The following is a 13,107-nucleotide window of genomic DNA, read 5'->3' on the forward strand; positions in this document are numbered from 1 at the left end:
TGCCGTGTTCCCGGCGCGCGGTCAGGCCGCAGAATGGCGAGATGACGCCCACCGACCGCTCGGTACCGCCCTGGACTCCGGTGGTCTCACCGGCCGACGCGCGCGCCCGTGACACCGTCGACCCGACGCCGCGCCGCGTGGTGACCTGGGTCGCCGTTGTGGCGGTGGTCGTCATCGTCGCCGTCATCGTGGCCGCCCTCGTCGCCGCCCGACGCCTGGCCGAGACCGAGTCGGTCCGCGACGCCGCCGACCGGGCCGACCGCATCGCCGACGTCCTCGTGCAGCCCGAGCTCACCGACGCCCTGCTGTCGGGCGACCCGGGCGCGACCGCCGCCGTCGACGCCGTGGTGCGCGACCACGTGCTGAGCGACAGCATCGTGCGGGTGAAGATCTGGGACGCCGACGGCCGCATCGTCTGGTCGGACGAGCCGCGCCTGGTGGGGCAGCGGTTCGGCCTCGCCGACGACGAGCTCGAGGCCCTCGGTGGCGCGGGCGTCGACGCCGAGGTCAGCGACCTCGATGCCCCCGAGAACGCCTACGAACGCGGTGAGGGCAAGCTGCTCGAGACCTACCGCTCGGTGCGGACCGCCGAGGGCACGCCCCTGCTGTTCGAGGTGTACTTCCGCTACGACGAGGTGCTGCAGCGCAGCGGGCAGCTCTGGCAGGGCTTCGCCGGGATCGCCGTCGGCAGCGTCGTCGTCGTGTTGGCCCTGCTGGCCCCCGTGCTGTGGCGCCTGCTCGCCGCCCTGCGCTCGGCCAGGGTGCAGCGCGAGGCCCTGCTGACGCGGGCGCTCGAGGCCAGCGCCGACGAACGTCGCCGCATCGCCGGCACCCTGCACGACGGGGTCGTGCAAGACCTGGTCGCCACCTCGCTCGCGTTGTCGGCCGAGGGCGCCGCCGCCCGCCGACGGGGTGACGCCGGCACCGCCGACGGCCTCGACACCGTGGCGGGCTCCGTCCGCAGCGGCATCGGCGGCCTCCGCACGCTGCTGGTCGACATCTACCCGCCCAACCTCGAGCACGCCGGACTCGCGTCGGCGCTCGACGACCTCGCGACGGCGACCCGCGCGCGTGGGGTGGCCACCACGGTCGCGATATCCGGTGACCTGCGGCTCGACGCCGACGCCGAACGGCTGGTGCACCGCGTCGTGCAAGAGTGCCTGGTCAACGTCGTCAAGCACGCCGGCGCGTCCGCGGCGACGGTGACCGTCGAGGCGGCGACGGCATCCGCCGGTGCCACGACCGCGGGGCGACCGTCGGGCCAGGCCGGGCCCCGTCGGGTCGTGGTGACGGTGTCCGACGACGGGCGGGGGTTCGACCCGGCGACCGTCGACCACGCGCCCCACGGCCACTTCGGCCTGCGGCTGGTGACCGACGCGGTGCGCGACGCCGGGGCGGCTCTCGACCTCGCCACGAGCCCCGGCCGGGGCACCCGGTGGCGCCTGACGGTGGCGGCCTCGTGATCGGCGTCCTCGTGGTCGACGACCACCCGCTCGTCCGGGCCGGGCTGCGTGCCCTCGTCGAGACCGCGGACGACCTCGTCGTCGTCGGCGAGGCGTCCAGCGGCGAGGACGCCGTGGCGTTCGCCGCCGAGGACGCCCGAGCGGCCCGTCGCATCCCCCTCGCCGTCGTGCTGATGGACCTCTCGATGCCGGGCATGGGCGGCCTCGCCGCCACGCGCCTCCTCGCCGAGGCGCACGACCACCTGCACGTCGTCGTCCTCACCTCGTTCCCCGACCCGGCCTCGGTGCAACAGGCGCTCGCCGCCGGGGCCGTCGGCTACCTGCTGAAGGACGCCGACCCGGCCGGCGTCGTCGCCGGCGTCCGGGCCGCCGCCGGGGGAGGCGCACCGCTCGACCCCCGGGCGGCCCGGGTGCTGCTGCCGACCCGTGACGCGGGAGGCGCGGTCGCGTCACCCGCGCCTCCCGCGTCCGCGACGGCTGCCGCCGGCGCCCCCGGCCCGGTCTCGGGCCGAGAAGCCGAAGTGCTGCGGCTGCTCGCCCGCGGGCTCGCCAACAAGCAGATCGCCGGGCAGCTCGGCATCAGCGAGCGGACGGTCAAGGCGCACGTCGGCAGCGTGTTCCGCCGCATCGGGGTGGCCGACCGGACGAGCGCCGCGCTCTGGGCGCGCGACAACGGGTACGGGGCCGGCGGGCACGGGGCCGGCGGGTCCGGGGCCGGCGGGTACTAGTACCAAGGTCCGATGGTGCCGTGGGCGGAGTCCCACGAAGCTGGGGTCCACAGCGCAGAACGAGCTGTCCACCGCTCTCGAAAGGCCCACCATGCCCAGCACCTTCTTCCGCAGGGCCCGCGCGGCCGTGCTCGTGACGGCGGTCGTCGCCGGCTCGCTCGCCCTCTCGGCCGCCCCCGCCAGCGCCTCGGGCAAGACCAGCGCCGGCGGCGACTACGCCGTGACCGTGAACGGCACGACGTACGACCCGGCCGCCGGCAAGAGCACGAAGCTCGCAGGGATCGTGCCGACCGGCCGCATCGCCGTGCGCGGCGTCAACAACGGCTTCGACATCGACGTCTCGACCCTCGGCGTCTACGACTACACGCTGACCGGCGCCCCCGACACCCAGCGCATGGTCACGAAGCCCACGACGGTCTTCGCCTCGAAGGTGCCGACCCTCACCGCGGCCCAGCGTGCGGGCGCGACGATCAAGAGCCTCGAGATCAAGGACGACACCCTCGTCGTGCTGTTCGGAACCTCGGCCGGCAAGTTCAAGATCCAGGCGAAGGACGGCGCCCAGGGCGGGATCTTCCAGATGGAGTCCGAGTTCGGCGCCCCCGTCGAGTTCGTGCACACCCTCGCGCCGGGCGTGTTCTACTTCGTCAACCAGTACACGGGCAAGGTCAACTTCGGCGACGGGGTCGACGCGGTCGCCTCGGGTGCCGGCGCGCACCAGATGCTGCTCGGCAAGGACAGCCCGCAGGTCGCCACCAAGACGTTCCAATCGGGCACCGTCACGAAGTGGCTCGTGCAGTCCGGCGGACGCCTCGGCGGCGTGCTCGGCGAAGACGCCATCGAGCTGAGTGCCGGCGCCACGAACTGCACCAGCCAGTGCCAGGCGCAAAACCAGATCCGCGGCTCGCTGCCGGTGCCGCCCGACCCGACGAACCCGACGCCGATCGGCTGACCCGCGCCTCCGGGCCCCGGGTCGACCAGGGACGCCACGACCGGCCGCACACCTCTCGGGGTGGGCGGACGGTCGTCGTTCGTGGTCGGGTCGTCCGCGGTCGGGTCGTCGGCGGTCGGACCGTCCGCGGTCGGACCATCCGCGGGCGGACCATCCGCGGGCGGACCGTCGGGGCGTCAGGCCCCCGGGCTGCGGAACAGGGCGAGCGCGAGCAGGTCGTCCTCCGGCCCGCCGCCCTCGTGCCCGTTGTACGGCCAGACCGTGATCTCGGCGGGGCCGCCGTAGGCGTGGAACGCGCCGAACACCGTCGACGGCGGGCAGATCGGGTCCATCAACGCCGTGGTGAACCGGGCGGGCGCGGTCGCCCGCTTCGCGAAGTTGACGCCGTCGAAGTACGCCAGCACGTCGTGCACCGAGGAGGCGCGGTGCCGGTGGACGGCCAGGTAGCGCCCGATTTCCTTGTACGGGTCGGCGTCGGTGATCACGGTCGCCCGCCGGAAGTCGCAGAGGAACGGCACGTACGCCGCCACGGCGGCGAGATCCGGCACGAGTCCGGCGACGGCGAGGGCGATGCCGCCGCCCTGGCTGCCGCCGACGACCGACACCCGGGAGGCGTCGACGACGTCGAGCCCCCGAGCCGCCTCGACGGCCCGCACCGCGTCCATGAAGACGCGTCGGTAGTAGTACGTCTCGCGCGAGTCGATGCCGCGCGTCATGACGCCGGGGTGCGCCGGGCCCGAGCCGTCGGGGTCGGGGGTGGCGCCGATGCTCCAGCCCGAGCCCTGACCCCGGGTGTCCATCTGCAGGTGCGCGAACCCGGCCGACGCCCAGAACAAGTTTTCGACCGCAGCGCCCCGTCCACCGCCGTAGCCGACGAACTGCACGACCGCCGGCAGCGGGCCGCTCGCCCCGGCCGGCACGCGCAGCCAGGCACGCACGGGCTGCCCCGCCCACCCGGCGAACGTCACGTCGTACACGTCGAGCGTCGTCAGCCCCGTCTCGACCCGGTCGACGTGCAGGTCGAGCGGGTGCGCCCGGGTCTCGGCGAGCGTCGCCGCCCAGAACTCGTCGAAGTCGTCGGGGTCGGTCTGGGTGCTGCGGTACTCGCGCAGGGCGGGCTCGAGCAGGTCGGTGAACATGAGCACCTGTCTACCGCAGCCCGCGGCGCCTGCCCCGGACGCACCGCCCACGGGCCTTCCCACACCCCGTCGAGGAGGTGCGGGCACGGGGCGCGGCGCGCGAGGCGCAACTCAGGAGGCGCGGCTCAGCTCGCGCGGGCCAGGTTCGGCACCCAGCCGAACGCCGGGGCGACGTGGTCGGCCACCGTCTGCAGCAGGCGGGCGTTGTACGCCACCCCCAGCTGGTTCGGCACGGTCAGCAGGATCGTGTCGGCGGCCTGCACCGCGGCGTCCGCCGCCAGCTGTGCCGCGATCACATCGGGCTCGCCCACGTAGCTCTTGCCGAAGCGCGACTGCACGCCGTCGAGCAGCCCGACCTGGTCCTGCGCGTCGGCCTGGGCGCGGACGCCGAAGTAGCGGCGGTCCTCGTCGGTCGTGATCGGGATGACGCTGCGACTCACCGACACCCGGGGCTCACGGGTGTGACCCGCGGCGCGGTAGGCCTCGCGGTACAGCGCGATCTGCTCGGCCTGCAGTTCGTCGAAGGGCACCCCGGTGTCCTCGGTCAGCAGCGTACTGCTCATCAGGTTCATGCCCTGCTCGCCGGTCCAGACGGCCGTCGAGCGGCTGCCGGAACCCCACCAGATGCGCTCGCCGAGGCCGGGGGAGCGGGGCTCGACCGACAGCCCCTGCGACCAGCCGGTCATCTTCGGGTCGGACTCCGCGACGTCGGCACCGTCGATCGCGGCCCGGAAGACCTCGGTGTGTCGGCGGGCCAGGTCGGCGTCGCTCTCGCCGTCGCGCGGGACGTGGCCGAAGGCCTCCCATCCGCGCAGGGCGGGTTCGGGTGACCCGCGGCTCACGCCGAGCTGCAACCGGCCCGCGCTGATCAGGTCGGCGGCCGCGGCCTGCTCGGCCATCGAGAGCGGGTTCTCGTAGCGCATGTCGATCACGCCGGTGCCGAGCTCGATGCGGCTCGTCCGGGCGGCCATGGCGGCCAGCAGCGGGAAGGGGTTGGCCGCTTGACGCACGAAGTGGTGGACGCGCACGGCGGCCACGTCGATGCCGATCTCGTCGGCGGCCTCGGCCAGCTCGATCGACTGGACCAGCGCCTCCCGGGCCGTCGGCGTCGCCGAGCCGCGGACGTCCTGGTAGTGGCCGAACGACAAGAACCCGATGCGCTTCTTCATGCCCGGGCGAACCGTCGAGGTCTCCCGGCCATTCCGTCCGGCGTGCGCGCTCGCTAGCGTGGGCGACGTGGAGAACCGCTTTCGCATCGACGGTGACGACCTCGGCATCGACCTGCGCGCCTCCTCGGTCACCCTCGACGGCGACGGGGTCGTGGACGCCCGCATCGTCGCGGCCCGGGTGCCCGAGGTCGCCGACTGGTCGGACGAGCCGCCGTCGCTGGTGTTCCGTGACGTGCCGGTGAAGTTCGACGGCGCCACCTTCGGCGCGACGGTCGACGACGACCTCCTCGACGAGCACGAGATCGTCTTCCGGCTCGGCGAGAACCTCGACGTGCACGGCGTTCTCAGCCTCGGCGCCGGCGACCGGCTGCGCTTCGTGGGCACGACGCACGTGTCGGGCGAACCGAAGGCTTGGCGGCTCGACGTGTCGATCGGCTTCGGCGGGTCGTCGCGGCGCGCCGCTATCTGAGCCGGTCGAGCGTGAGCGCGTCGGGACGAGCAGCCCCGGGAGGCGCGGCTCGAGCGGTCGCGCCCGTGGCGGCCCGCGGTGCCGGGGCGGGGTGCGCGGCCGACGAGTCGACCTGGTGAGGGTCGGGCGGCCGCGCACCCACGCGGTCTCCTGATGATTCGGGTTCACCAGGCGATCCGATCGTAGCGCTTGGATACCCACCGGTATGCGCCCCGTTCGGGGGCGGCACGGGTGACTTCTGACGATCACCCGCAGGCGTTAGGGTCGCACCATGGCCAGCACCGCAGGCGCTCCCGTTCCGCGCACGCCCCGCGCGCAGGTCAAGCAGCGACTGCTCGACGCGGCGTCCGAGCTGTTCTCCCGGCGCGGGGTGCACGCCACGACCCTCGACGACGTGGCCCGTGCCGCCGGCTTCAGCAAGGGGGCGGTCTACTCGAACTTCTCGTCCAAGGACGACCTGGTCGTCAGCCTCATGCGCCGCGAGACCGACGGCGCGCTCGGGGCCCTGCAGGGCATGTTCCTGCCGGGGACGACCCTCGACCAGCTGCCCGAGAAGATCAGCACCGCTTTCGCCCCCTACGGGCCCGGCCAGGTCGAGGACTTCGCCCTGATGAGCGAGTTCCGGGCCCACGCCCTCGCGCACCCCGAGGTGATGGCCGACTTCGTGCGGCAGCGCCGCGAGGTGCTCGACGCCGTGCACGGGCTCGTCGAGGAGGTCTTCCGGGGGCACGCGGTCCAGGTGACCGGGCTCGAGCCCCGCACCCTGGCCCGCGTGCTCGTGTGCATCACGCTGGGCGTCGCCTTCGACTGGCCGGCGACGGGCGAGCAGGCGGCCGGCGACGTCATGGCCGACGTCGTCGCGGCGCTCACCCGCGGTGCCGCGGCCTGACGCCTGCCCGCCTGACGCCTGACCCGCCCGACCCCTGCCGGGCCTAGCGCTGCTCGATGCTGACGACCGGCACGTGCCACCGGGTGCGGACCTGCAGCGTGAGCTGACCCCGCCGCGCCAGCACGACCGCCGTGATCGCCGCGGCGACGGCGGGCACCCCGCCCGAGACGACCATGGCGGCGTGCGTGCCGACAGTCTCGACGATCACGCCCATCAGCGGTCCGCCGATCGCCTGGCCGCCGAGCAGCACGAGGATGTACAGCGACATGACCCGCCCGCGGATCGCGATGTTGCTCGACATCTGCACGAGCTGGTTCGCCGCCGTCAAGAACAGCAGCGAGGCGAACCCGACGCCGACGAGCACGACGGCGAACGGCACGAGCGACGGCATCGAGCCGGCCACGGCCTGCAGCACGCCGGTGACGAGGACGCCGAGCACGATGGTCCGCAGCCGGATGGTCGCCCGGCGGGTCGAGAGCAGAGCGCCGGTGAGGGCGCCCACGGCGATCATCGAATTGAAGAGCCCGTAGCCACCGGGGCCCACGTCGTAGACGTCCGCCGCGAACGACGCGAGCAGCACGGGCATGGTCAGGCCGAAGACGGCGTAGACGCCCACGAGCAGCACGGGGACGACGATCGTCGGCTTCGAGCGGGCGTAGGCGAGCCCTTGGCGCAACTGGCCCCGGCCTCGCGCCGCCGGGGCGACCCGGGTCATCTGCGCCGTGCGCAGCAGCGTCAGCATCACGACGACGACCAGGCACGCCACGCCGTTGACGACGAAGGCCCAGCCCGCTCCGACGGCGAGCAGCAGCACTCCCGCGATCGCCGGGCCGACCATGCCGCCGAGCTGGAACACGCTCGAGTTGACGCTGATCGCGTTGCGCAGGTGGGTGTGGCCGACGAGCTCGGTGACGATCACCTGGCGGGCCGGGTTGTCGACGACGGTGACGAGGCCCGTCGCGAACGCGATGGCGAACACGTGCCAGGCCTCGACGGCGCCCGAGAGGGTGCTGGCCGCGAGGCCGAGGCTCAGCACGGCGAAGACGCTCTGGGTGACGAGCATGAGGGCCCGTTTCGAGAAGCGGTCGACGACGACGCCGCCGAGCAGGCCGAAGAACAGCATGGGGGCGAACTGCATCGCCACGGTCACGCCCACGGCGGTCGCGCTGCCGGTGAGCTCGAGCACGAGCCAGTCCTGGGCGATGCGCTGCATCCACCCGGCGGTCATCGCGACGACGTTGCCGGCCGTCCAGAGCCGGAAGTTCGGCACGCTGAGGGCGATGAAGGTGTGCCGCCACGGCGGGCGCGTCGCGCTGATCGGGAGGGGAGCGGTCGGGGGGAAGTCGGTGCGGGGCGGGGCGGACATCACGTTCCTGCGCTGGTGGTTCGGTTCACGGTCTGCATCGACCGTAAGGGCGGGCTGGTCATTCGGACCCCGGTGGGCGATGATGAATCGCATTGACTTCGTGAATGACGACGTCAGAGGCCCGGCCGACCGAGGAGGCGCGGTGTACGACCCCACGCTGCTCGCGACGTTCCTCGTCGTGGCCGAGACGCGCAGCTTCACCCGGGCCGCGCAGCGCCTCGGCATCAGCCAGCCCACGGTCAGCCAGCAGGTCGGCCGGCTCGAGAAGGCCGCGGGCCGGACGCTCGTCGCCCGCGACACCCGCGACGTGCGCCTGACCGACAACGGCGACGCCATGGCAGGATTCGCCCGCACGATCCTCGCCGCGCACGCCGCCGCCGAGAGCTACTTCAGCGGTTCGGCCATGCGCGGCCGCCTGCGCTTCGGGGCCGCCGACGACCTCGCGATCACCCAGCTGCCGCGCATCCTGCGCCACTTCCGCCAGCTCTACCCGCAGATCAACCTCGAGCTCACCGTCAACCAGTCCGCGCCCCTCCGTCGGCGCCTCGCGGCCGGGCACCTCGACCTCATCTTCGTCAAGCAGACGGCGGGCGAGTCCGACGAGGGCACCCGGGTCGCCGGCGACGCCATGGTCTGGATCGGCCAGGAGAAGCTCGTCGTCGAACCCGGCCGGCCCGTGCCGCTGATCGCCTACCAGGCGCCCAGCCTCAGCCGCCAGATGGCGATCGACGCCCTCGAACGCGCCGGGCGCACCTGGCGCATCACCTGCAACACCCGTGACGTCAACGGGGTGCTCGCCGCGGTCCGCGCGGGCATCGGCGTCGCCGTCTTCCCGTTCTCGCTCATCCCCACCGACCTCGTCAAGGTCAGTGACCGGTTCTCGCTGCCGACCCTCGGCGATGTGGACTACGTGCTGGTCGCGAACCCCGGCGCCGCCCGCGAGCCCGTCGACGCCCTGATGTCGGCCATCACGAGCCGGGGCGTCAGCCGCGCCGTCTGAGCACCGCGGCGCGTCGCCTCCGGCCCACCCCGGGAGGCGCGCGCAAGATGGTCGCATGAGCCACCGCCCCACACGCCACCAGACGTCCCTCGCCCGACGGGACGCCCGCGTCCTCGCCGCGATCCTCGGTGGTTCCGGTCTGCTGCACCTCGCCAAGCCCGCGGCGTACGACGCGGTCGTCCCGCGGAGCGTCCCCGGGCCGGCCCGGTTCTGGACGATCAGCTCGGGCCTCGCCGAGGTCGGCATCGCGGCCGCGCTCCTCGCGCCGCGGACGCGTGCGGCCGGCGGACTCGCCGCGGCCGCGTTGTTCGTCGCCGTGTTCCCGGCGAACGTCTCGATGGCCCTGCGCGCCGCGAAGAGCGAGCGGGCCACGACGGGGCGCAGGGTCGTCACCCTCGTGCGGCTGCCCCTGCAGGTGCCCCTGGTGACGCGCGCGCTCGGCGTGCACCGCGCCTCCTAGGCCCGTCCTCCCCGAGGCGGGCGGACCCGACGGCCCGACGGCCCGACGGCGCGACGGTGGGGGCGTTGCATGGTGCACCGCGGCCACGGCCTATCCTGTCCTTTTCCCCCTCGACGTCCGATCACCCCGGAGACGCATCGCCATGGCCACGAACGCCCCCGCCACCACGCCGCAGAGACCCGGAGTCGGGGGCACGCTCGACCGGTTCTTCGAGATCACGCACCGCGGCTCGACCTGGGCCCGCGAGATCCGGGGCGGCGTCGTCACCTTCGTCACGATGGCCTACATCGTCATATTGAACCCGCTGATCCTCGGCGGGTTCAGCGTCGACCAGGCCGCGACCGACGTCGCCGGCAACTGGCTGCAGAACGGCCAGGTGGGTGCGGTCACGGCGCTGACCGCCGGGGTCATGACGATCCTGTTCGGAACGGTCGCGCGCCTCCCGTTCGCCTTCGCGGCGGGTCTCGGCATCAACTCGTTCCTGGCCGTCAACGTCGTGCAGGACGTCACCTGGCCCGAGGCCATGGGCCTCGTGGTGATCAACGGGCTCGTGATCACGATCCTCGCCGTGACCGGCCTCCGCAGCATGATCTTCACCGCCGTGCCCGCCGCCCTCAAGACGGCGATCACGGTCGGCATCGGCCTCTTCATCGCCTTCATCGGCCTGGTCGACTCGGGCTTCGTCCGCACCAGCGGCACCTCGTCGCCGCCCGTCCAGCTGGGCGACGCGGGCTCGGTCGCGACCCTGCCGACCATCACCTTCGTCATCGGCCTGCTCGTCATCGGCGTGCTGATGGCCCGCAAGGTGCGCGGCGCCATCTTCATCGGCATCGTCGCCACGACCGTCATCGCCATCGCCCTGCAGGCGATCTTCCAGGTGCCGCCGTCGAACGGCCAGAACCTCGACGACTGGAACCTCAACGCCCCCGTGCTGCCGACCCAGATCGTGGCGCTGCCCGACCTCTCGCTGGTCGGCCAGTTCAGCTTCGGCGCCTTCGCCCGCATCGGCGTGCTGTCGGCCGTCATGCTGGTCTTCACCCTCGTCTTCACGAACTTCTTCGACGCCATGGGCACGATGACCGGCCTCGCCAAGGCCGGCGACGTCGCCGACGCCGACGGCACCTTCCCGCGCCTGCGTTCGGCCCTGATCGTCGAGGGCGTCGGCGCGGTCGCCGGCGGGGCGACCAGCTCGTCGTCGAACACGGTGTTCGTCGAGTCGGCCTCGGGCATCGGCGAGGGAGCCCGGACCGGGTTCGCGTCGGTGGTCACCGGCGCGTTGTTCTTGCTCGCGATGTTCTTCACGCCCTTGACGCAGGTGGTCCCGCTCGAGGTCGCCGCCTCGGCGCTCGTCATCGTCGGTGCGCTGATGGTCTCGCAGATCAGCCAGATCGACTGGACCGACTTCTCGGTCGCCCTGCCGGTGTTCCTCACCATCATCACGATGCCGCTGACCTACTCGATCGCGAACGGCATCGGCGTCGGCTTCGTCAGCTGGGTCGTCGTCCGGGCGTTCGCCGGTCGGGCGCGGACGATCAGCCCGCTGCTCTGGATCGTCGCCGCCGGGTTCCTGATCTACTTCGTGCGCGGTCCGATCGAGGCGCTGATCGGCTGACCCTCGCCACGGGCGCGGGGCGGCGCTAACCTGTGCCGCACGGCGGCGACGGCGCCACCGGCACAGCCCGAGGAGGCGCGCCATGCCCCGCATCACCCCCACGCTCTGGTTCGGTCGTGACATCGAGACCGCGGCCGACTTCTACGTCGGCCTGTTCCCGGCGTCACGCGTCACCGACGTCTCGCGCTACCCCGAGGACTTCCCCGACCAGGCCATGGCCGGTCAGGCGTTGGTCGTCGACCTCGAGCTCGACGGCCAGCCGTACCGCCTGCTGAACGGCGGCGACGGCGGCCCGCGGCCCACCGAGGCGACCTCGTTCTCGATCTCGGTCGAGACCCAGGACGAGCTCGACCACTACTGGGACGCGTTCGCCGCCGACGGCGGGCAGGAGGGGCGGTGCGGTTGGGTCACGGACCGCTGGGGGTTCTCCTGGCAGGTCGTCCCCACCGTCATGGACCGCTACCTGGGCGGCCCCGACCCCGAGGGCGCCGCCCGCGCCATGGCCGCGATGATGGGCATGAACAGGCTCGTCATCGCCGACCTGGCGGCTGCCTACGAGGGTGACTGACGCTCTCGCGCGCGCCGCGCCTCCTCGTCACCAGTCGTGGACCGTGCCGTCGGCCAGCCGGTTGTAGGGCAGGTAGGCCTGGGCGTACGGGTACGCGGCCGCAGCCCGTTCGTCCAGTTCGACGCCGATGCCGGGTTGCTCGCCCGGGTGCAGCATGCCGCCCTCGAAGGTGAAGCTCTGCCGGAAGACCTCGTCGGTCCTCGCGCCGTGCTTCATGTACTCCTGGATGCCGAAGTTGTGGATGGCGAGGCCCAGGTGCATCGCGGCGGCCATGCCCACCGGCGAGATGTCGGTCGGCCCGTGCATGCCCGATTTGATCTGGTACTGCGAGGCGTAGTCGAGCACCTTCTTGAGGTGGGTGACGCCGCCCGTGTGCGTCACGGCACTCCGCACGTAGTCGATCAGCTGCTCGCGGATGATCTGCTGGTAGTCCCAGACGGTGTTGAAGATCTCGCCGATCGCCAGCGGGGTCGTCGTGTGCTGGCGGACCAGCCGCAGGGCCTCGGGGTTCTCGGCCGGGGTGACGTCCTCGAGCCAGAACAGGTCGTAGGGCTCGAGGCTCTTGCCGAGCCGGGCCGCCTGGATCGGCGTCATGCGGTGGTGGCCGTCGTGCAGCAGCGGGATCTCGGGGCCGAACTCGTTCCGCACCGCCTCGAAGACGGTGGGCACGTGCCGCAGGTACGACCGGGTGTCCCAGTCCTCCTCGGCCGGCAGGGCGCCGCGCTGCGCGGGCTCGTGGTCGTAGCGCACGCCGCTGTTGGCGTCGAAGGTGGCGTTCGAGGCGATGCCGTAGATCGACGTCAGGCCGGGCACGCCGGTCTGGACGCGGATCGCCTTGTAGCCCTGCTCCTGGTGGTCGCGGACGCTGTCGAAGAGCTCGGGCAGGTCCTTGCCCGAGGCGTGGCCGTAGGTCAGCAGGCCGGTGCGCGACGCGCCGCCGAGCAGTTGGTAGAGGGGCAGTCCGGCGACCTTGGCCTTGATGTCCCACAGCGCGACGTCGACGGCGGCGATCGCGGCCATGGTGACCGGCCCGCGACGCCAGTAGGCGCTGCGGTACAGGAACTGCCAGGTGTCCTCGATGCGGGCGGGGTCGCGCCCGATCAGCAGGGGCACGACGTGCTCGGTCAGGTAGGCGACCACGGCGAGCTCACGACCGTTCAGGGTGGCGTCGCCCAGGCCGGTGACGCCGTCGGAGGTCGTGATCTTCAGCGTCACGAAGTTGCGGTCGGGGCTGGTGACGATGACGTCGGCCTTGTCGATGATCATGCGGTGTCCTCTGGAGCTCGCGTCCGGCT

13 protein-coding genes are annotated in these 13,107 nt (G+C 72.7%); 9 read left to right on the plus strand and 4 right to left on the minus strand.

What is annotated here, in order from left to right:
- Window positions 1-41: 41 nt before the first annotated feature.
- From ASG05_RS00140 to ASG05_RS00150, 3 genes are all read left to right on the plus strand, one after another.
- Window positions 42-1,463, plus strand: coding sequence for a sensor histidine kinase (locus ASG05_RS00140; RefSeq protein WP_157489987.1), 1,422 nt, complete (start codon window positions 42-44; stop codon window positions 1,461-1,463).
- A complete protein-coding gene (locus tag ASG05_RS00145) occupies window positions 1,460-2,191 on the plus strand; it encodes a response regulator transcription factor (protein WP_056258100.1) in 732 nt (243 codons plus the stop codon). The genes ASG05_RS00140 and ASG05_RS00145 overlap by 4 nt, the downstream gene beginning before the upstream one ends.
- 91 nt (window positions 2,192-2,282) lie before the next feature.
- Window positions 2,283-3,140: a hypothetical protein gene (locus ASG05_RS00150; protein WP_056255950.1), complete on the plus strand. Its 858-nt coding sequence runs from the start codon at window positions 2,283-2,285 to the stop codon at window positions 3,138-3,140.
- 176 nt (window positions 3,141-3,316) lie between these two features.
- Here ASG05_RS00150 and ASG05_RS00155 read toward each other — a convergent pair whose 3' ends face one another.
- Both ASG05_RS00155 and ASG05_RS00160 read right to left on the minus strand, forming a co-directional pair.
- Entirely contained in the window at window positions 3,317-4,279 is a 963-nt protein-coding gene (locus ASG05_RS00155) for an acetylxylan esterase (RefSeq protein ID WP_056255953.1), read from the minus strand.
- A gap of 125 nt (window positions 4,280-4,404) precedes the next feature.
- Window positions 4,405-5,448, minus strand: a complete 1,044-nt coding sequence (locus ASG05_RS00160) for an LLM class flavin-dependent oxidoreductase (RefSeq protein ID WP_056255956.1) — start codon at window positions 5,446-5,448, stop codon at window positions 4,405-4,407.
- A 67-nt stretch (window positions 5,449-5,515) separates the two neighbouring features.
- Here ASG05_RS00160 and ASG05_RS00165 point away from each other — a divergent pair, with 67 nt between their 5' ends.
- Window positions 5,516-5,917, plus strand: coding sequence for a hypothetical protein (locus ASG05_RS00165; RefSeq protein ID WP_056255959.1), 402 nt, complete (start codon window positions 5,516-5,518; stop codon window positions 5,915-5,917).
- A gap of 271 nt (window positions 5,918-6,188) precedes the next feature.
- Window positions 6,189-6,806: a TetR/AcrR family transcriptional regulator gene (locus ASG05_RS00170; protein ID WP_056255962.1), complete on the plus strand. Its 618-nt coding sequence runs from the start codon at window positions 6,189-6,191 to the stop codon at window positions 6,804-6,806.
- Between the two features lie 43 nt (window positions 6,807-6,849).
- Here ASG05_RS00170 and ASG05_RS00175 read toward each other — a convergent pair whose 3' ends face one another.
- A complete protein-coding gene (locus tag ASG05_RS00175; protein ID WP_056258102.1) occupies window positions 6,850-8,172 on the minus strand; it encodes an MFS transporter in 1,323 nt (440 codons plus the stop codon).
- A gap of 142 nt (window positions 8,173-8,314) precedes the next feature.
- On the opposite strand from ASG05_RS00175, the gene ASG05_RS00180 reads away from it, so the two are divergent.
- The 4 genes from ASG05_RS00180 (at window position 8,315) to ASG05_RS00195 (ending at window position 11,812) form a co-directional block, all read left to right on the plus strand.
- Window positions 8,315-9,172: a LysR substrate-binding domain-containing protein gene (locus tag ASG05_RS00180; protein ID WP_056255965.1), complete on the plus strand. Its 858-nt coding sequence runs from the start codon at window positions 8,315-8,317 to the stop codon at window positions 9,170-9,172.
- A gap of 55 nt (window positions 9,173-9,227) precedes the next feature.
- On the plus strand, window positions 9,228-9,632 hold the full coding sequence (locus ASG05_RS00185; protein WP_056255967.1) for a hypothetical protein: 405 nt from the start codon (window positions 9,228-9,230) through the stop codon (window positions 9,630-9,632).
- A gap of 142 nt (window positions 9,633-9,774) precedes the next feature.
- Window positions 9,775-11,244, plus strand: a complete 1,470-nt coding sequence (locus ASG05_RS00190) for an NCS2 family permease (protein ID WP_200936675.1) — start codon at window positions 9,775-9,777, stop codon at window positions 11,242-11,244.
- A gap of 82 nt (window positions 11,245-11,326) precedes the next feature.
- Window positions 11,327-11,812: a VOC family protein gene (locus ASG05_RS00195; protein ID WP_056255969.1), complete on the plus strand. Its 486-nt coding sequence runs from the start codon at window positions 11,327-11,329 to the stop codon at window positions 11,810-11,812.
- Between the two features lie 27 nt (window positions 11,813-11,839).
- Here ASG05_RS00195 and manD read toward each other — a convergent pair whose 3' ends face one another.
- Complete coding sequence (gene manD / locus ASG05_RS00200; protein ID WP_056255971.1) at window positions 11,840-13,078, minus strand: D-mannonate dehydratase ManD; 1,239 nt, start codon at window positions 13,076-13,078, stop codon at window positions 11,840-11,842.
- Between the last annotated feature and the right edge of the window lie 29 nt (window positions 13,079-13,107).

Source organism: Frigoribacterium sp. Leaf186 (assembly GCF_001423905.1).
Classification (GTDB): Bacteria; Actinomycetota; Actinomycetes; order Actinomycetales; family Microbacteriaceae; genus Frigoribacterium.

Coding starts and splice junctions, on each gene's coding strand:
- ASG05_RS00170 (WP_056255962.1), top strand. CDS start 6,189: ATGGCCAGCACCGCAGGCGCTCCCGTTCCGCGCACGCCCCGCGCGCAG.
- ASG05_RS00140 (WP_157489987.1), top strand. CDS start 42: ATGACGCCCACCGACCGCTCGGTACCGCCCTGGACTCCGGTGGTCTCA.
- ASG05_RS00190 (WP_200936675.1), top strand. CDS start 9,775: ATGGCCACGAACGCCCCCGCCACCACGCCGCAGAGACCCGGAGTCGGG.
- ASG05_RS00195 (WP_056255969.1), top strand. CDS start 11,327: ATGCCCCGCATCACCCCCACGCTCTGGTTCGGTCGTGACATCGAGACC.
- ASG05_RS00185 (WP_056255967.1), top strand. CDS start 9,228: ATGAGCCACCGCCCCACACGCCACCAGACGTCCCTCGCCCGACGGGAC.
- ASG05_RS00175 (WP_056258102.1), bottom strand. CDS start 8,172: ATGTCCGCCCCGCCCCGCACCGACTTCCCCCCGACCGCTCCCCTCCCG.
- ASG05_RS00155 (WP_056255953.1), bottom strand. CDS start 4,279: ATGTTCACCGACCTGCTCGAGCCCGCCCTGCGCGAGTACCGCAGCACC.
- ASG05_RS00150 (WP_056255950.1), top strand. CDS start 2,283: ATGCCCAGCACCTTCTTCCGCAGGGCCCGCGCGGCCGTGCTCGTGACG.
- manD (WP_056255971.1), bottom strand. CDS start 13,078: ATGATCATCGACAAGGCCGACGTCATCGTCACCAGCCCCGACCGCAAC.
- ASG05_RS00160 (WP_056255956.1), bottom strand. CDS start 5,448: ATGAAGAAGCGCATCGGGTTCTTGTCGTTCGGCCACTACCAGGACGTC.